Origin of the sequence: Pseudomonas agronomica, assembly GCF_025917275.1 — a bacterium.
GTDB classification, from domain to species: domain Bacteria; phylum Pseudomonadota; class Gammaproteobacteria; order Pseudomonadales; family Pseudomonadaceae; genus Aquipseudomonas; species Aquipseudomonas agronomica.
In genome coordinates, this window is sequence record NZ_JAOSHO010000070.1 from 1 (window position 1) to 16,592 (window position 16,592).

Consider the following 16,592-nt stretch of genomic DNA (forward strand, 5'->3'; position numbering starts at 1 on the left):
GTCGCCTATTGGCCCGGCGCCTGGAGCCAGCAACTTACGCTGCGCGCCTTGGAGCAGGCCGGCTTGCCCGACAACCACGTCGAGTTCATCAAGCTGATGCCCATCGATGCAGCCGCCGCCTTGCCCCAGGGCAGTATCGACGCCTTTCCGGTGTGGGAACCCTACATCTCGCAACAGATCCTGTTCTCGGGCGCCCGGCCGATCCTGACGGCGAAGAACCTGATGCCCGGCCTCAGCGCCATCGCCGCCTCGACACCGGCCATCGACAACAAGCGCGAAGCCATCGCCGACTTCCTCGGTCGCGTGAAGCAGGCCCGCGCCTGGGTCGACAACCACACCGATCAATACGCTGACCTCTGGGCGAAGAAAGCCAATCTGGACCAGGACGTTTCGCGCCATTGGTTGCGCCAGGCCCACATGAATGTCGGTCCGGTGGACCCGCAGGCCGCCGCCGACCTGCAGAGCACGGCGGACTTCCTGTTCAAGGTCAAGGCCCTGCCGGCTCCGTTGGCCACGGCTGGAATTATCGACACGTCTTTCAGCCAGGCCTTCAGTCATTGACCACCCGGACTTTCAATCCGGTTCCGAGGACGACTTGGTTGGAGCCTCACCCTGACGATCCATGGCCTTGAGCTGCTCAAGCAATACCGCTCGCAGCTCCGGCGGGCGTACGGGTTTGGCCAGCACCGAGACATTCATGTTTTGCAGGGACTGGCGGATCCGCTCGATGTCGTGTCCGGTGATCACCAGCGCCGGAACTTCCCAGCCGCGTTGGGCGCGTATCGCGGCGATGCACTCGGCACCGGAGACCTTGGTGCCCAGGTCAAAGTCGGCGATCACGATGTCGCAGTCGCTGGACAAGCCTTCGCCGTCACTGTGACCTTGCACATCGCAACCCCACTTCTCGAGCAGCGCGGACGTCGCCATCAGGACGTTGGCGTCGTCTTCCACCAGGCACACCCGTAATCCGTTCAAGCGGTCACGGGCACCGGAGACCCTGGGTGCCGAGGTGCGGGGTGCCGCTTGCTCCAGGCCGCTGATCGCCACCTTGGTGCCTTGGCCGACTATCGAACGGATGTGGATGTCGACATTGAGCAACTGGCTGATGCGCTTGACGATGGATAGGCCAAGGCCGAGCCCCTCGACGTCCTTGTCGCGGACATGGCGCACGCGATAAAACTCCTTGAATACCTCGGGAAGATGCTCGCTGGCGATGCCGCGTCCCTTGTCGTAGATCACCACGGCCAGGCCCTTGCCCTGGCGCCGCACACCGATCAATACCGGTTGTCCCGGCGCATATTTGAGGGCGTTGGACAGCAGGTTCTGGACCATGGTGGTCAGCATTCCGGGATTGACATTGACCCAATAGGGACAGGCGCGCAGGCGTAGCTCGACGCCGGCCCAGCGCGCGGCCTCGGTGTTCTGCTTGACGACGTCTTGCAGCAAGGCGCCCAAGTGGACGGTGTCAGCCTGCGGTACCCACTTGCCGTGATCCAGGGTGTAGATGTCGAGGATCGAGCGGAACAGTTGCGACACGGTGTGCAGCGAGCGGTCGATGTTGTCCACCAGCCGCAGCTCCTCCAGGCCCAGCCTGGCGTCCCTCAGGCACGCGGTGAACAGGCCAATGGAATGGATCGGCTGGCGCAAGTCATGGCTCGCCTGTGCCAGGAATCGTGATTTCTCCTGGTTGGCGGCAATCGCCTCTTCGGAGGCAATGCGTGTGCGTTTGAGCAGGATGTGCGCATAGGCCGGCACCACGATGGTCGTGACGATCAACATCAGGAACATGTAGGGCTGTGTGTGCCAAAAGGGGTTGAGCCAGAAAATCAGCACCAGGGTCGACAGTGCAATGACCGTTGCCAGGGCCAGGTAGCGCGAGCCGAAGCGCATCCCGTTGCCCAGGGTGACCCAGAGCAGCGCCGCGTAGATCGGCAACGCGCCTTCGCCCCCCAGCACCATGGCGAACGCAATGCCGGTGTAGTCATGCACCATGGCGAAAAGACGCCGCCAGAAGAAATGCCCTGGCCAGCGCTTGATTGCCATGCGCAGGAACACCGAGGCACATATGAACGTGACGATGTAGATGATGATGGGCGCATAGCGCTTGGCGGCGCCCGGGTCGAGGCCGGCCAGCACGACGATATACAACAGCGCGCAGGCGCTGACGGTCAGGCGCAGGGTGGCCTGGTCAAGTTCACTGTTCTTCTCCATTGGCTTTCGAACTCCATGAGCCGCTGCTGACCTGGGCAAGCGTAGCGGCTGTCCCCTCTGCATGGACAGCCCAGTCGGGAGACTCCTGCGGGTTTTTCCAACGAGCAGGCCACTGTTTGCCACCGAACAGCTGATCAACATCTCTATGGATGAACCAGCACCCTTGTCAGGTGGGAAAATATCTAACTATTTGAAATTCAAAGAACAATTTTCTTGGCATGAATCGTGTTGATAGAGCAGTAAAGAGCACCGGGACTGGGTGCTGAATCTATCGAGCAGGAGTTTCCATGCCACGTGAAATTCGTTTGAACGCCTTCGAGATGAACTGCGTCGGTCATCAGTCTCCGGGTCTCTGGCGGCATCCCCGGGACCGGGCCTGGCAGTACAAAGACCTTGACTACTGGACCGACCTGGCCAAGTTGCTGGAGCGTGGCAAGTTCGACGGCCTCTTCATCGCCGATGTGATCGGTATCTACGATGTGCTCGGCGGCAACGGCGATGCCGCCATCCGCCAGGCGACCCAAGTCCCGGTCAACGATCCCCTGGCGCTGATCACGCCGATGGCCTTGGTGACCGAGCACCTGGGCTTCGGCCTGACCGCGTCGTTGACCTTCGAGCATCCGTATCCCTTCGCTCGCCGCCTGTCCACGTTGGACCACCTGACCAAGGGGCGGATCGGTTGGAACATCGTCACGTCCTACCTCGACAGCGGGGCGCGCAATCTCGGGCAGAAGGCGCTGAGCGATCACGATGCGCGCTATGACTACGCCGATGAATACCTCGAGGTGCTCTACAAGCTGTTCGAAGGCAGTTGGGAGGAGGGTGCGGTGGTGCGCGATCGTGAGCGCGGCATCTTCAGCGATCCGAGCAAAGTCCATGAAATCCGTCACCAGGGCAAGCATTTCCAGGTGCCGGGCATCCACCTTTGCGAGCCGTCGCCGCAGCGTACGCCGGTGCTCTATCAAGCGGGTGCGTCGAGTCGCGGCAAGGACTTTGCCGCCGGGCATGCGGAGTGCGTATTCGTCGCGGCGCCGTCCAAGGTCATCCTGAAAAAGACCGTGGCCGATATCCGCCGGCGTGCCGCTGAGGCCGGGCGCGATCCGCGCAAAGTGCTGATTTTCAATTTGCAGACGGTGATCGTCGACGAGACCGACGCCCAGGCGCAGGCCAAGTGGCAAGAGCTGAAATCCTACAGCAGCTACGAAGGCGCGCTGGCGCTGATTTCCGGCTGGACCGGCATCGACTTTGGTCAGTACCGGCCCGACCAGGTGCTCAAGCACATCCATACCAACGCTATCCAGTCGGCCGTGGAGACGTTCTCGACCGCCGACCCGGACAAACAGTGGACCGTCCAGGAACTGGCCGATTGGGTCGGCATCGGTGGCTTCGGCCCGTTGATCGTCGGCAGTGCGCAAACCGTCGCCGACGAGTTGCAGGCCTGGGTCGAGGAAACCGATGTGGACGGCTTCAACCTGGCTTATGTGCTGGCCCATGAAACCTTCCGTGATGTGGTTGACCTGCTGGTGCCCGAGCTGCAACAGCGCGGCGCGTACAAGACCGAATACCGCCCCGGCACCCTGCGCGACAAGCTGTTCGGTGACGGCCCGCGCTTGCCCGCCAGCCACCCGGGTGCCGGTTATCGGGACTTGAGTCGACTGGGCCAGCGCACCCGTGTCGCCGAGCCGGCCTTGGTGGATGAGGAGTAAGCGCATGAGCCTCTTCGAACTCAATGCACCACTGCCTGAAAGCGTGACGGACAACGCCTTGGTCGCTTTGCAACGTTGGGCCAGGGAGCGGCCGACGCAGATCGCCTTGCGCCATCGACGCCTCGGCGTGTGGAAGGCCTGGCGGTGGATCGATGTGCAACGCGAGGTCGAGCGTGTCTGCGATGGCCTGCGCCAACAGGGGTTTGCCTCGGGGGCGCGGTTGGCATTGAGTGGCGCCTTCGAGCCGAGCCTGCTGATCCTGGCATTGGCGGCGCGTCAGTTAGGCGGGCACAGCGTGGTGATCGACCGCGACAGCCAGGGTGAGGATTTGCGACGCCAGTTGCGTTTGATCCGTCCAGCGTTCGCCTTTGTCCAGCGCCGGGAAAGCGTGTCGCACTGGCTGCAATGCGGCCTGGATGAAGATTGGTCGCTGCGCTTGTATTCAGCCCAGGCCAACGCGGTACGCCGCGGCTTGTGGCAGGTGCAATCGCTGTCGGTGCTGTTTGTCGCCGAGGCGCCGACAGCGCAGCGCCAAGGATGGGGTCAGGTTGCCGACGACGCGGTGGTGTGGATCGATGAAGGCACCGAATGGCGTGACGGGCTGGGGCACCTGTTCCGTCGCTGGCTGGAGGGCGGTGAAGGCTTGGCCTTCCCGGAAAACCGCGAGTCGGCCAGCCGCGATCGCCGCGAGATCGCCCCGACGGCCTTGCTGCTGTCCGCTGCGCGAGTCGAATCGCTGGCGGCGGAAATAGAAGCCCGGCTGCCGACGCCGGGCAGTTGGCGCCGGCGGCTGTGCGAATGGACCCTGGATGATCCGCGCCGTGGCTTCAGACGCTGGCTCAAGGCGCGGGTGCGGCACCTGCTCGGTTTCCAGCGACTGCGCCGGATCGAGGTGCCGAGCGCGCCCGCAGGCGCCGTGCTGCAAGGCCCGGCGTGGTTGCAGGAATATTTGGAGCGAGCGGCATGAGTGCGCTGTTGGAGGTGCGCAATGTGTCGCTGTCGTTCAGGGGCGTGAAAGCGATTTCCGACCTCTCGTTCAGCGTCAGGCTTGGCGAGATCTGCGCCTTGATCGGGCCGAACGGCGCGGGCAAGAGTTCGCTGCTGAACATCCTCAACGGGGTCTACCGGGCCGACGCCGGACAATTGTTTTTCGCCGCCGAACCGTTGCACCGTCCGCATCCGCTGAAGGCGGCGCGGCTCGGTATTGGCCGGACATTCCAGAACAATGCGCTGTTCAAGAAGATGAGCGTGGTGGACAACCTGCTCACCGGCCTGTCGCGCTTCCAGCGCACGTTTTTTCTCGAACAGGCCCTGGGCCTGCCGCGTGCTCGGCGCGAGGCGTGGGCGTTCGCCGAACGGGCCGAGCGGGTGCTGGAATTCCTCGAACTGCAAGCCTGGCGCGACGTCGCCGTGGGCAGCCTGGCCTACGGCTTGCAGAAACGCGTGGAGCTGGGACGGGCGCTGATCGCGCAGCCGACCCTGTTGTTGCTCGACGAACCGATGGCCGGCATGAACGCCGAGGAGAAACAGGAGATGAGCCGCTTTATCGCCGATATCAATCGCGATCTCGGTACCACCGTGATTCTCATCGAGCACGACATCCAGGTGGTCATGGGATTGTCCAGCCATGTGGTGGTGTTGGATTACGGACGCAAGGTCGGTGACGGCACACCCGCGCAAGTACAGGCCAACCCCGATGTGATTGCCGCTTACCTGGGGGCCTCGCATTCATGAATTTCTTTTTGGAAACCCTGGTCGGCGGGCTGTTGGCCGGCACCCTGTATTCCCTGGTGGCGATCGGTTTCGTGTTGATCTACAAGGCCAGCGGCGTATTCAATTTCGCCCAGGGCGCCATGCTGCTGTTCGCCGCGCTGACCTTTGTCAGCTTGCGCGAGCGGGGCCTGTCTTTCGCCCTGGCGTTGGTCCTGACGGTGCTGGTGATGATCGTCGGCGCATTGTTGATCGAGCGGCTGGTGCTGCGTCCGCTGGTCAACCGCTCGCAGATCACCCTGTTCATGGCCACCCTTGGCCTGTCATTCATCATCGAAGGCCTGGCCCAAGGGTTGATGGGCGCCCAGGTGCGGGCGCTGGACCTGGGCATCGAGGACGTCCCGCTGTTCGTGGGCGACATCATGGTCAGCCAGTTCGACTTGGTCGCCGCCGGGGTCTCGGGGCTGACGGTGGCGGTGCTGGCCTTGCTGTTCAACAAGACCCGCATCGGTGTCGCCCTGCGCGCCGTGGCCGACGATACCCGTGCAGCGCTCTCGTTGGGCATCAACCTCAACCGCATCTGGCAGATCGTCTGGGCCGTGGCCGGGGTGGTCGGCCTGGTCGCCGGGTTGCTCTGGGGCGCGCGGCAAGGCGTGCAGTTCTCGCTGTCGCTGGTGGTGCTCAAGGCGTTGCCGGTGCTGATCATCGGCGGCTTTACCTCGATCGGTGGCGCCATCGTTGGCGGGCTGATCGTCGGCGCGGCCGAGAACCTCGCCGAGGCTTATATCGGCCCGCTGATCGGCGGCGGGATCACGCCCTGGTTCGCCTATTTTCTCGCCTTGATTTTCCTCTACATCCGTCCGTCCGGCCTGTTCGGCGACCGGATCATTGAACGGGTATGACGCCATGACCGCTATTGTTCCGCGCCTCACCGCCAGCTTCGACGAGGCACCCCTGACCCTGGTGCGTCGCCGTTGGCGACCGGGCCTGCTGTCGTTGCTGTTGGTTGCGTTTGTCGGGTTGCCGTGGCTGGGCAGCGACTATTGGCTCAACGCAATCCTGATCCCCTTCCTGGTGCTATCGCTGGCGGGGCTGGGGCTGAACCTGTTGACGGGCTACACCGGCCAGACCTCGGTGGGCGCCGCCGGCTTCATGGCGGTGGGGGCGTTTGCCACCTATGGCCTGCTGCTGCGCGTGCCGGGCCTGCCATTGCCACTGGCGTTGCTGGGCGGCGGCGTGATTGCCGGGTTGGTCGGGCTGCTGTTCGGCATTCCAAGTGCTCGGATCAAGGGTTTCTACCTGATGGTCACCACGCTGGCCTCGCAGTTTTTCCTGGAGTGGGTGTTCGCCAAGTTCCCGTGGTTCTACAACTACGCCTCGTCCGGCACCATCAGCGCGCCGCGCCTGGAGCTGTTCGGCCACAACCTGGCGACGCCGGTCGGCCGCTACCTGCTGACCCTCAGTTGCGTGGTGCTGCTGACCTGGGTGGCCGTCAACCTGGTGCGCAGCCAGGTCGGCCGCAACTGGATGGCGATCCGCGACATGGACACCGCCGCAGCCGTGATCGGGATTGCCGTGGAGCGCGACAAGCGCATGGCCTTCGCCGTCAGCTCGTTCTACCTGGGAATCGCCGGGGCGCTCTGGGCGTTCGCCTACCTGGGGACGGCCAGCGCAGGCAGCTTCGACATCAATCGTTCGTTCCAGATTCTGTTCATCATCATTATCGGCGGCATGGGCAGCATTGCCGGCAACTTCATCGGCGCAGCCTTCATCAGCCTCGTGCCGATCCTGCTCAGCCATGCCGGGCAATGGCTGTTCAACGGCAACGTCGACGCTGGGCAACTGCAGAACCTGCAGAAGGTGCTCTTCGGCGCCTTGATCATCGGGTTCCTGATCAAGGAACCGGAAGGGCTGGCGCGCCTGCTCGGCGACCTGCGCGAACGCATCAGGGTCTGGCCGCTGCGGTTCTGAGCGCCGACCCACCACCTGACGAGCCTTGACCCTGCCGAGGGAAAGGAGGTTTCCAACACCGCACAAGACCCCCACCGAGAAGATAGATATGCATGCAACTTTCAAGCGTAGCCTCGCCGCCATCGGCCTGGCATTGGGCGCCTATGCAGCGCTGGTACCGGCTGCCCAGGCCGCCAACGAACAGTTCTTCCCCCTGGCCACCTACCGGGTCGGCGCCTATGCCTCCAGCGGCATTCCGGTGTGGGCCGGAATGATCGACTACCTGCGCTACATCAACGAGGTGGAAGGCGGTATCAATGGCGTGAAGCTGGTCTGGCAGGAGTGCGAGACCGAATGGACGGCGGAAAAGGGCATCGAGTGCTACGAGCGCTTCAAGAACGGCCTCAACGGCGCGCCGGTAGCGATCTACGCACCCAACGGCGCACCGGCGGCCTATGCCCTCGCGGACAAGGCCGAAGCTGACCGGATTCCGTTGATCACCCTCGGCTACGGCCGTACCGAGGCCACCGACGGCAGGGTGTTCCCCTATAATTTCCCGGCCATGCTGACGTTCTACAGCGAGGCCTCGGCGTTCATCAATTACGTGGCTGAGCGCGAGGGTGGGCTGGACAAGCTCAAGGGCAAGAAGATCGCCACCGTCTATCACGACTCGGCCTACGGTCGGGAAACCCAGGGGCCGCTGGCGCTGCTGGCGCAGAAGTATGGCTTCGAGAACATCCAGATCGCGGTGGCCGACCCAGGCAACGAACAGGCCGGGCAGTGGCGCCAGGTGCGGCAGTTGAAGCCGGACTGGGTGTTCCTGCGTACCTGGGGCGTGTCCACGCCAGTGGCGATCAAGACCGCGGCGCGTTTCGGCTACCCGGTGGAGCGCATCGTCGGTGACATCTGGGCCAGTTCCAATGAAGACGTATTGCCGGCCGGGGAGGCGGGCAAGGGATACCTGGCGCTGACACCTTATCCGGGCGGCGCCGACTTCGACATCCACCAACGCATTCGCCAGTACATCCTCGATACCGGCAAGAGCGATCTCAAGGATCCGAAGAGTTTCGGCAGCGTCTACTACAACTCCGGCCTGGTGAACGCCGCCATTGCCGTCGAGGCGATCCGCACCGGGCAGAAAAAATTCGGCAATCGTCCGCTCAACGGTGAGGAAGGTCGCTGGGGCCTTGAACACCTCGACCTCGGTGATGCCCGTCTCAAGGAGATCGGTTTCCTTGGGCTGATGCAGCCGCTGAAACTGTCTTGCAGCGACCACGAAGGGGGCGGGGCCGCCAAGGTTCAGCAATGGGACGGCCAGCAATGGAAGCTGATCACCGACTGGGTCCAGGCCGACCGCGCGACGTTGCGCCCGTTGATCGATGCCAAGGCCGCCGAATATGCGAAGGAAAAGGGTGTGACCGCCCGCGATTGCGCGGCGCAATGACTATGCACACGACACACAACCGGGCGCACCGGCGCCCGAGGAGGAAGCAACCATGACCATTGCGGCCGTTGCCGGCACTACAAGCCGTGAGCTATTGGCGGTACACGACATCGAAGCGATCTATGACGGCGCGATCCTTGCCGTGGCCGGAGTTTCCCTGCGGGTCGGGCAGGGCGACATCGTTGCGCTGCTGGGCGCCAACGGCGCCGGCAAGAGCACCACGCTCAAGGCCATTTCCGGGTTGGTCCAGGCTGACCGCGCGCACGTCAGCCGGGGCCGGATCACTTTCCAGGGGCAGGATACCGCCGGCGTTGCAGCCAATCTGCTGGCCCGCCAAGGCATCGTTCATGTGCTGGAGGGGCGGCATGTGTTCGCCCACCTGACCGTCGAGGAAAACCTGCGCAGCGGCGGTTTCCTGCGCAAGCCGACGCGCCGGCAGCTGGAACAGGATCTGGAGCGCATCTACGCCTGGTTCCCACGCCTGAAGACCAAGCGCAAGACCCAGGCCGGACTGACCTCGGGCGGCGAGCAGCAAATGCTCGCCATCGGCCGGGCACTGATGACCCGGCCTCGGCTGGTGTTGCTGGATGAACCCTCGATGGGGCTGGCGCCGATCCTTGTCGAGGAGATTTTTGCCATCGTCGCCCAGCTCAATGCCCAGGAAGGCATGAGCTTTCTGGTGGCTGAACAGAACATCAACGTTGCCCTGCGCCGTGCCACCTACGCCTACGTCTTGGAAAACGGTCGGGTGGTGGGTGGGGGCAGCGGTGCGGAGTTGGCGGCGCGGGAAGACATCCAGCATTTCTATCTGGGCGGCAAGACCGGTTGAGTGCCCGAGATCCACTGTCTGGTGGGCAACAGTGAATCCGCAGTTTGCTGTTGCAGGAGCTTTTCCAGGCCTGCTGTCGGTTCGCAAATCCTTGAATACAAAGGGTTTAAAGGGTTGGTACGGACTGTGCTCTGGCTGTGGGTGAACCCGTTACGCAAGGAGCAGTACATGAGCCATTCATCAACCGTGGCCCCGTCCCAGCAGCCTCGTCCGGCCCCTCGGCGCCCGGCCCATATCATTCGCAGCGACGCCGAGGCCATCGAGGTGGCGCAGCGTGTGGCGGAGGATTTCGCCCGGGAGTCCGCCTTGCGCGATCGTGAGCGACGGCTGCCCTGGGATGAACTGGAACGCTTTTCCGAAAGCGGCCTGTGGGCGATCAGCGTGCCGAAGGCCTACGGTGGTGCCGGGGTGTCCTATGTCACCCTCAGCGAGGTGATCGCCATCATTTCCGCAGCCGACTCATCCCTCGGCCAGCTACCGCAAAACCATTTCGGCGTTCTCAGCAATCTCGGCTTGACCGGCAGCGAAGAGCAGAAGCAACGTTACTTTGCCAAGGTGCTCCAGGGATATCGCTTCGGCAACGCCTTTTCCGAAGCGCGCAGCCAATACGTCACGACCTTTCAGACGCAGATCCGCTTCGACGGCGACACGGCGGTACTCGACGGCGAAAAGGCCTACTGCACCGGCGCATTGTTCGCCCACATCGTGCCGGTTGCCGGAGTGGATGAGGTGGGGCATGTGCACATCGCCCTGGTGCCGCGCGATGCCGCTGGACTGACGGTGATCGACAGTTGGGACGGTTTCGGCCAGCGCATCACCGCCAGCGGCCAGGTGCGCATCGACGGCGTGCGAGTGCCTGCCATCGACGTGGTGCCAGCCTGGAAGGCCTATGACCAACCCACTTCCGACGGTCCGATCTCGCAGATTATCCAAGCTGCGGTGGACACCGGCATTGCCCGTGGAGCCTTCGCCGAGACCCTGCGCGTCGCCCGCCAGGCGCGCCCCTGGGTCGACAGCGGTCTGCAACATGGTTGGCAGGACCCGCTGGGCCAAGCGCTGATCGGTGAACTGGCCTGGCGCCTGCAAGCGGCCGAGGCGATTTTGCAACGCGCGGCCCAAGCCGTCGACCGTGCCGTCGCTGAGCCCAGCGAGGAACGAGTCGCCGAGGCTTCCGTAATCGTTGGCCAAGCCAAGGTGCTGTCCACCGAGATCGCCTTGGAGGCGTCGAGCCGTTTGCTGGAGCTGGGCGGCACGCGTAGCGTCTCGGCCAGCCAGGGCCTGGACCGGTTCTGGCGCAACGCGCGGACCCACACCCTGCACGACCCCGTACGCTGGAAATATCACTTGGTGGGCAACCAGCTTCTCAACGACATCAAGCCCCAACGTCACTCCTGGAACTGAGGTATCGAGCATGTCCCATTCACATTCCCAAGGTCGTAGCGACCTGGCCCATGCCCGCCACGTCGAGGCGGCTCTGCTGGACTACTTGCGCGACCACAGCGCGCGACGTGAAGCCCTGGTGGTCGCGGCGGTGGGCGACCTGCGCATCCGCATCGACGCCGCCGATGCCCTGCTCGAACGCGCCAACGCGTCCCAGTCGACCGCCATTGCCTTTCGCCTGGCCGCTGCGGAGGCGGCGCGCGTGGCCGGTCATGCGTACTTCGAGTTGGCGGGGCGCAGCTTGCCGCGGCCATTGCCGGACGCCGCCGAGCCGGCGTTGCTGACCCAGCGTCGGTTGCTGGGCGACCATTACCTCAACGGCGCGGCGTTGGCGGATGGGCAGGGAGGGTAGGCGTGAGCGGGTTTTGCGGTTGCTCGCCTTGGGACCGGGTTGAGTGATCCCGGTGCGACCTCGGCCTGGCTCATTACAGTTTGCTTTCCACAAGAGGTGTCCAGGGCTCGCTCAAGGCAACGCCGCTTCAACCAGTTCGATCCAATGCCGGACAGGGGTTCGGCCAGCTCCGTCGAGGTGGGATTGACAGCCGATATTGGCGGTGGCGATGACTTCCGGGTGTCCGCTTTCCAGAGCGTTGAGCTTGTTGTCGCGCAGTTGCCGGGACAGTTCGGGTTGGGTCAGCGAGTAGGTGCCCGCCGAGCCGCAGCACAGGTGGCTGTCGGGCACCGGCGTGAGGTTGAATCCAAGCTGTTCCAGGATCGCTTCAACCGCCCCCCCGAGTCTTTGCGCGTGCTGCAACGTGCAGGGACAGTGGAAGGCCAGGCGCTGGTCGCTGCTTACGCCGAGCTGATCCAACGGTTCGTCGCGCAGTATTTCAACCAGGTCCTTGGCCAGGGCGCTCACTTTTGCGGCCTTGTCGGCATACGCCGGATCGCTGCTGAGCAGGTGCCCGTAGTCCTTGATGAAGGCGCCGCAACCGCTGGCGGTTTGCACGATGGCTTCGGCACCGCTTTCAATGGCCGGCCACCACGCGTCGATGTTGCGCCGGGCACGTTCGAGGCCGGCGGCCTGGGCGTCCAGGTGATAGTCCACCGCCCCGCAGCAGCCGGCCTCGCGAATCGCGGTGACGCTGATTCCCAATCGATCCAGTACCCGTGCGGCGGCTGCGTTGGTGTTGGGTGAGAGGCTTGGTTGCACGCAGCCTTCGAGCATGAGCACTTGCCGGTCATGGCGGGTGGTCGGTCGTGGTTTTGGTGGACGCACATTGCGGGGCAGCTTGGCTTTCAGCGTGTCTGGCAGCCACGCGCGGAATACCTGGCCGCCGCTCACCAACCCTTTGAACAGCCCGCGATTGGGCACCACGCTACGCAACCCCTCGCGCAACAGGCGTTGGCCGTGTGAACGCGGGACTGCCGCATCGACCACCGCCCGGCCAATGTCCAGCAAGTTGTGATAATCGACGCCGGAGGGGCAGGTGGTTTCGCAGCTGCGGCACGACAGGCAGCGATCCAGGTGCTCCTGGGTTGCGCGGGTCACTTCGTTGCCTTCCAGCACCTGCTTGATCAGGTAGATGCGCCCCCTCGGGCCATCGAGTTCATCGCCCAGCAGTTGATAGGTCGGGCACGTGGCATTGCAGAAACCGCAGTGCACGCAACTGCGCAGGATGCGTTCGGCTTCTTCGGCGCGGGGCAATTGGCGGGCGTCTTCGCTCAAGGTGGTCTGCATGGTTCAAAGCTCCGCGTACAGGCGACCGGGGTTGAAGAGGCCCCGTGGATCGAGTTGCTGCTTCAGGTTCCGGTGATAGCGCATCAACGCGTCGGGCAGCGGTTGGAAAGGACTGTCGGTCAGGCCAGGCGTATAGCCGGTCACATGCCCGCCGACTTGTTCGACGATCGAGCGGATGAAGGTCGCTTCGGCATCGGATTTGAGCCAGCGCTGGGCGCCGCCCCAATCGATCAGTTGGACGCCGGGCAACGGCAAGCGAGGTGTGTTCGGCGGCAGGGAGAGACGCCAGAGAGGCCGATCTTCATCGAAGAAGCTCAGCCGATGTTCGTTCAGGTCCTGCCAGTACGAAGCGTCCAGTCGCTCGCCGCCCAAACGGTCGCGGGCCGCCGCCACCGAGCCTTCGCCACCTTCAAGTCGCAAGTTCAGGCGCTGGCCATCGTGGCACGCGGCAGTGATGGGCAGCGGTTGCTGCCCCCATTCCGCCAGGCGCTGCAAGGCACGCTGGGCGTCCATCTGCAGGCTGATGCTCAAGGTCTGCCGTGGTTTTGGCAGGACCTTGAGGGACACTTCGGTCACCACGCCCAGCGAGCCGTAGCTGCCGGCCATCAAGCGCGACAGGTCGTAGCCGGCGACGTTTTTCATGACCTCGCCGCCGAAGCGCAAGTGCTTGCCCTGACCGGTGATGACCCGTGTGCCGAGGATGAAATCGCGCACCGAGCCTGACCAGGGACGACGTGGCCCTGAGAGTCCGCAGGCAATCATGCCGCCCACCGTGGCGTTTTCACCGAAGGCGGGCGGTTCGCAAGGCAGCATCTGCTGCGCCGCGTCCAGGACTTCGAACAATTCTGCCAATGGCGTACCGCCGCGAGCGGTGATCACCAATTCCGTCGGGTCGTAGCTGACGATGCCGCGGTGCGAACGCGTGTCGAGTATTTCGCCTGCCACGCTGCGTCCGAGGAACGCCTTGCTGTTGGAGCCTTGGATACGCAGCGGCGTGGCGTTCCCCAGCGCCTGGCTGACCTGTTCCAGCAGCGCTGCGCTGTCGTCGAAATCGTGTTCGCCGCCCATCAGAAACGCTCCAGTTCAGGGAAGGGTAGCTGACCCATGTGGACATGCATGGCGCCAAACTCGGCGCAGCGATGCAGCGTCGGGATGTTCTTCCCTGGGTTGAGCAGCCCGCTCGGGTCGAACGCGGCCTTGACCGCATGGAACACGGTCAGCTCATCGCTGTTGAACTGCGCGCACATCTGATTGATCTTCTCGCGGCCCACACCGTGCTCACCGGTAATGCTGCCGCCGACCTCCACGCACAATTCGAGGATCTTGCCGCCCAGGGCTTCGGCGCGATCGAGCTCGCCCGGCTGATTGGCATCGAACAGGATCAGCGGATGCATGTTGCCGTCGCCAGCGTGGAAAACGTTGGGGACCCGCAGGCCGTACTCCGCCGATAACGCCGCGATAGCTTGCAGCACACCGGGCAGTTCCCGGCGGGGGATCGTCCCGTCCATGCAGTAATAATCCGGCGAAAGGCGGCCCACCGCAGGAAACGCGTTCTTGCGTCCGGCCCAGAAACGCACGCGTTCGGCCTCATCGCAAGCCTGGCGCACGTCGATGGCGCCGGCCTGTTGCAACACCTGGCGCACGCGGTCGCAGTCGTCATGGACGTCGGCTTCCACGCCATCGAGTTCGCACAACAGAATGGCTTCGGCGTCCACCGGGTAGCCGGCATGGATGAAGTCTTCGGCGGCGCGAATGGCCAGGTTGTCCATCATTTCCAGACCGCCCGGGATGATCCCGGCGGCAATGATGTCACCCACCGCCCGGCCAGCCTTTTCAACCGAATCGAAGGCCGCCAGCAGCACTTTGGCCGTCTGCGGCTTGGGCAACAGCTTGACCGTGACTTCGGTAATCACGCCGAGCATGCCTTCGGAACCGGTGAACAACGCCAGCAGGTCGAACCCCGGTGAGTCGAGGGCCTGGGAACCCAGGGTAAGGTGTTCGCCATCGACGGTGAGGATGTCGACCTTGAGCAGGTTGTGCACGGTCAGCCCGTACTTGAGGCAATGCACGCCACCGGCGTTTTCCGCCACATTGCCGCCGATTGAACAGGCGATCTGCGAAGAGGGATCCGGCGCGTAGTACAAGCCGAACGGCGCGGCCGCCTGGGAAATCGCCAGGTTGCGCACGCCCGGCTGGACCCGGGCGGTGCGGGCGGCGGGGTCGATGTGGAGGATGTTATTGAAGCGCGCCATCACCAGCAGCACGCCTTTCTCCAACGGCAGCGCACCGCCGGACAAACCGGTGCCCGCGCCACGGGCGACGACGGGCACCTGGCGCTCATGGCAGAGGCGAAGCACGCCTTGGACTTCCTCGATGTGACGCGGCAGCACCACCAGCATGGGCGTGGTGCGGTAGGCGGAGAGCCCGTCGCATTCGTACGGTTTGAGCGCTTCGCGCTGATGGAGGATTTCCAGGTCGGGAAGCTGGGTTTGCAGGGCCTGGAGCAGTGCATTTTTGTCCACGTCAGGCAAGACGCCGTCGACGCGTTCATCGTAGAGAATGTTCATGGTTCGCAGGCGACCCTCAAGTTGTTTTTATTCGAGGTCTGTTCTGATACGGCTGACTTGCATCATTGGTCCGAGGCGTTCTACTGTCCATGTGTTGTTGGGCTGGTCGAACCAGTTCTTCGACCATGCTCTTTTTGGCTGTTTGAAAATTCAGTTAAAAATCAGCGAGCTATCGCTGTGTTTGAACATCTATGGATCCGATGACAGAGCTGGTCATACCAGTTGGAGATTCGATGGAAAGCTTCGAGACGCGCCGTAATCCGCAAGTCGCCGACGTGGTCTGCGAGCGCATAGAACGCCTGATCGTCGATGGCGTGCTCAAGACCGGGCAGCTGTTGCCTTCGGAACGGCGATTAACGGAAAAACTCGGTGTCTCCCGCACCGCGCTTCGCGAGGGACTGAAGCTGCTGCGCGCACGTGGGATCATCAAGACCGAGCAGGGCAAAGGGTCGTTCGTGGCCGACCTGTCGGGGCATGGCCTGGCGTCGCCGCTGATGCACCTGTTCAGCTCGCAGCCGCGCACCCTTTATGATCTGTTCGAGGTCCGAAGCCTGCTCGAAGGCGAGTCCGCGCGCCTGGCGGCCTTGCGCGGGACCGAGGCTGATTTCGTACTGATTACCCGCAGCTACGAGGCCATGCTCGATGCCCACAGCCGTCCCCTGGAGGCCAGCGTCCATGCCCGGCTCGACCATGCGTTTCACCTGGCGATCTGCGAGGCCTCGCACAATCCGGTGCTGGTGCAGACCTTGCGTTCGCTGACGGACTTGCTGCTCAGCTCGGTGTTTGCCTCGGTCAACAACCTCTACCACCGCGAGCCGCAAAAGCGCCAGATCGACCGCCAACACGCCCGGCTCTATAACGCCGTGACCGGGCGGCTGCCGGAGCAGGCGCGCAAGGCGGCCATCGCCCACATCCAGAGCATCTGCGAGAACCTCAGGGAAATCGAAAACGAAGAGCAACGCCTGGTGCGCGCCACGTTGCGGCTGGAGGGGTGGGCGTAGCGGTCAACCGTTGGGCAGGTGCCCGGCCTGGTTTCAGCGGAACGCTATCCTCC

Annotated in this window: 15 protein-coding genes; 11 read left to right on the top strand and 4 right to left on the bottom strand. The window is 63.7% G+C overall.

Annotated elements, in window-relative coordinates; translation table 11 throughout:
* A partial coding sequence (locus OC610_RS08170; RefSeq protein ID WP_264427366.1) for an ABC transporter substrate-binding protein occupies nucleotides 1–561 on the top strand: 561 nt, incomplete at its 5' end.
* A gap of 12 nt (nucleotides 562–573) precedes the next feature.
* On the opposite strand, the gene OC610_RS08175 is transcribed toward OC610_RS08170, so the two are convergent.
* Nucleotides 574–2,211 (bottom strand): ATP-binding response regulator, encoded by a 1,638-nt coding sequence (locus tag OC610_RS08175; protein ID WP_264427367.1) that lies wholly within the window; start codon nucleotides 2,209–2,211, stop codon nucleotides 574–576.
* Between the two features lie 287 nt (nucleotides 2,212–2,498).
* Here OC610_RS08175 and OC610_RS08180 point away from each other — a divergent pair, with 287 nt between their 5' ends.
* The 9 genes from OC610_RS08180 to OC610_RS08220 all read left to right on the top strand — a co-directional run bounded on the left by OC610_RS08180 (nucleotide 2,499) and on the right by OC610_RS08220 (nucleotide 11,642).
* Nucleotides 2,499–3,917 (top strand): LLM class flavin-dependent oxidoreductase, encoded by a 1,419-nt coding sequence (locus tag OC610_RS08180; protein WP_264427368.1) that lies wholly within the window; start codon nucleotides 2,499–2,501, stop codon nucleotides 3,915–3,917.
* A gap of 4 nt (nucleotides 3,918–3,921) precedes the next feature.
* Nucleotides 3,922–4,884: an AMP-binding protein gene (locus tag OC610_RS08185; RefSeq protein WP_264427369.1), complete on the top strand. Its 963-nt coding sequence runs from the start codon at nucleotides 3,922–3,924 to the stop codon at nucleotides 4,882–4,884.
* Complete coding sequence (locus OC610_RS08190) at nucleotides 4,881–5,651, top strand: ABC transporter ATP-binding protein (RefSeq protein WP_264427370.1); 771 nt, start codon at nucleotides 4,881–4,883, stop codon at nucleotides 5,649–5,651. Before OC610_RS08185 ends, OC610_RS08190 begins: the two co-directional genes overlap by 4 nt.
* The gene (locus OC610_RS08195; protein WP_264427371.1) at nucleotides 5,648–6,529 is read left to right on the top strand and encodes a branched-chain amino acid ABC transporter permease; all 882 of its coding nucleotides are present in this window, start codon (nucleotides 5,648–5,650) and stop codon (nucleotides 6,527–6,529) included. Before OC610_RS08190 ends, OC610_RS08195 begins: the two co-directional genes overlap by 4 nt.
* Nucleotides 6,530–6,533: 4 nt before the next feature.
* Nucleotides 6,534–7,598 (top strand): branched-chain amino acid ABC transporter permease, encoded by a 1,065-nt coding sequence (locus OC610_RS08200; protein ID WP_264427372.1) that lies wholly within the window; start codon nucleotides 6,534–6,536, stop codon nucleotides 7,596–7,598.
* A gap of 88 nt (nucleotides 7,599–7,686) precedes the next feature.
* A complete protein-coding gene (locus OC610_RS08205) occupies nucleotides 7,687–9,021 on the top strand; it encodes an ABC transporter substrate-binding protein (protein ID WP_264427373.1) in 1,335 nt (444 codons plus the stop codon).
* A 52-nt stretch (nucleotides 9,022–9,073) separates the two neighbouring features.
* Nucleotides 9,074–9,850, top strand: a complete 777-nt coding sequence (locus tag OC610_RS08210) for an ABC transporter ATP-binding protein (protein ID WP_264427374.1) — start codon at nucleotides 9,074–9,076, stop codon at nucleotides 9,848–9,850.
* 168 nt (nucleotides 9,851–10,018) lie between these two features.
* Nucleotides 10,019–11,251, top strand: a complete 1,233-nt coding sequence (locus tag OC610_RS08215) for an SfnB family sulfur acquisition oxidoreductase (protein WP_264427375.1) — start codon at nucleotides 10,019–10,021, stop codon at nucleotides 11,249–11,251.
* Nucleotides 11,252–11,261: 10 nt separating this feature from the next.
* Nucleotides 11,262–11,642, top strand: coding sequence for a hypothetical protein (locus OC610_RS08220; RefSeq protein WP_264427376.1), 381 nt, complete (start codon nucleotides 11,262–11,264; stop codon nucleotides 11,640–11,642).
* Nucleotides 11,643–11,753: 111 nt separating this feature from the next.
* Here the strand turns inward: OC610_RS08220 and glcF are convergent, their stop codons facing one another.
* From glcF to glcD, 3 genes are read right to left on the bottom strand one after another with little or no spacing between them, the layout of a single operon-like run.
* Complete coding sequence (gene glcF, locus OC610_RS08225) at nucleotides 11,754–12,971, bottom strand: glycolate oxidase subunit GlcF (RefSeq protein ID WP_264427377.1); 1,218 nt, start codon at nucleotides 12,969–12,971, stop codon at nucleotides 11,754–11,756.
* Nucleotides 12,972–12,974: 3 nt separating this feature from the next.
* Nucleotides 12,975–14,039 carry a glycolate oxidase subunit GlcE gene (gene glcE / locus OC610_RS08230; protein ID WP_264427378.1) on the bottom strand — a complete coding sequence of 355 codons (1,065 nt, stop codon included), beginning with the start codon at nucleotides 14,037–14,039 and terminating at the stop codon, nucleotides 12,975–12,977.
* The gene (gene glcD / locus OC610_RS08235; RefSeq protein WP_264427379.1) at nucleotides 14,039–15,538 is read right to left on the bottom strand and encodes a glycolate oxidase subunit GlcD; all 1,500 of its coding nucleotides are present in this window, start codon (nucleotides 15,536–15,538) and stop codon (nucleotides 14,039–14,041) included. Before glcD ends, glcE begins: the two co-directional genes overlap by 1 nt.
* A gap of 233 nt (nucleotides 15,539–15,771) precedes the next feature.
* Between glcD and glcC the strand changes: the two genes are divergently transcribed.
* A complete protein-coding gene (glcC, locus tag OC610_RS08240; RefSeq protein ID WP_198795814.1) occupies nucleotides 15,772–16,539 on the top strand; it encodes a transcriptional regulator GlcC in 768 nt (255 codons plus the stop codon).
* Nucleotides 16,540–16,592: the final 53 nt, after the last annotated feature.

Bases quoted from the DNA above. Each gene is read 5' to 3' on its own strand.
- OC610_RS08175 (WP_264427367.1), bottom strand. From the start codon at position 2,211: ATGGAGAAGAACAGTGAACTTGACCAGGCCACCCTGCGCCTGACCGTC.
- OC610_RS08180 (WP_264427368.1), top strand. From the start codon at position 2,499: ATGCCACGTGAAATTCGTTTGAACGCCTTCGAGATGAACTGCGTCGGT.
- OC610_RS08185 (WP_264427369.1), top strand. From the start codon at position 3,922: ATGAGCCTCTTCGAACTCAATGCACCACTGCCTGAAAGCGTGACGGAC.
- OC610_RS08190 (WP_264427370.1), top strand. From the start codon at position 4,881: ATGAGTGCGCTGTTGGAGGTGCGCAATGTGTCGCTGTCGTTCAGGGGC.
- OC610_RS08195 (WP_264427371.1), top strand. From the start codon at position 5,648: ATGAATTTCTTTTTGGAAACCCTGGTCGGCGGGCTGTTGGCCGGCACC.
- OC610_RS08200 (WP_264427372.1), top strand. From the start codon at position 6,534: ATGACCGCTATTGTTCCGCGCCTCACCGCCAGCTTCGACGAGGCACCC.
- OC610_RS08205 (WP_264427373.1), top strand. From the start codon at position 7,687: ATGCATGCAACTTTCAAGCGTAGCCTCGCCGCCATCGGCCTGGCATTG.
- OC610_RS08210 (WP_264427374.1), top strand. From the start codon at position 9,074: ATGACCATTGCGGCCGTTGCCGGCACTACAAGCCGTGAGCTATTGGCG.
- OC610_RS08215 (WP_264427375.1), top strand. From the start codon at position 10,019: ATGAGCCATTCATCAACCGTGGCCCCGTCCCAGCAGCCTCGTCCGGCC.
- OC610_RS08220 (WP_264427376.1), top strand. From the start codon at position 11,262: ATGTCCCATTCACATTCCCAAGGTCGTAGCGACCTGGCCCATGCCCGC.
- glcF (WP_264427377.1), bottom strand. From the start codon at position 12,971: ATGCAGACCACCTTGAGCGAAGACGCCCGCCAATTGCCCCGCGCCGAA.
- glcE (WP_264427378.1), bottom strand. From the start codon at position 14,039: ATGGGCGGCGAACACGATTTCGACGACAGCGCAGCGCTGCTGGAACAG.
- glcD (WP_264427379.1), bottom strand. From the start codon at position 15,538: ATGAACATTCTCTACGATGAACGCGTCGACGGCGTCTTGCCTGACGTG.
- glcC (WP_198795814.1), top strand. From the start codon at position 15,772: ATGGAAAGCTTCGAGACGCGCCGTAATCCGCAAGTCGCCGACGTGGTC.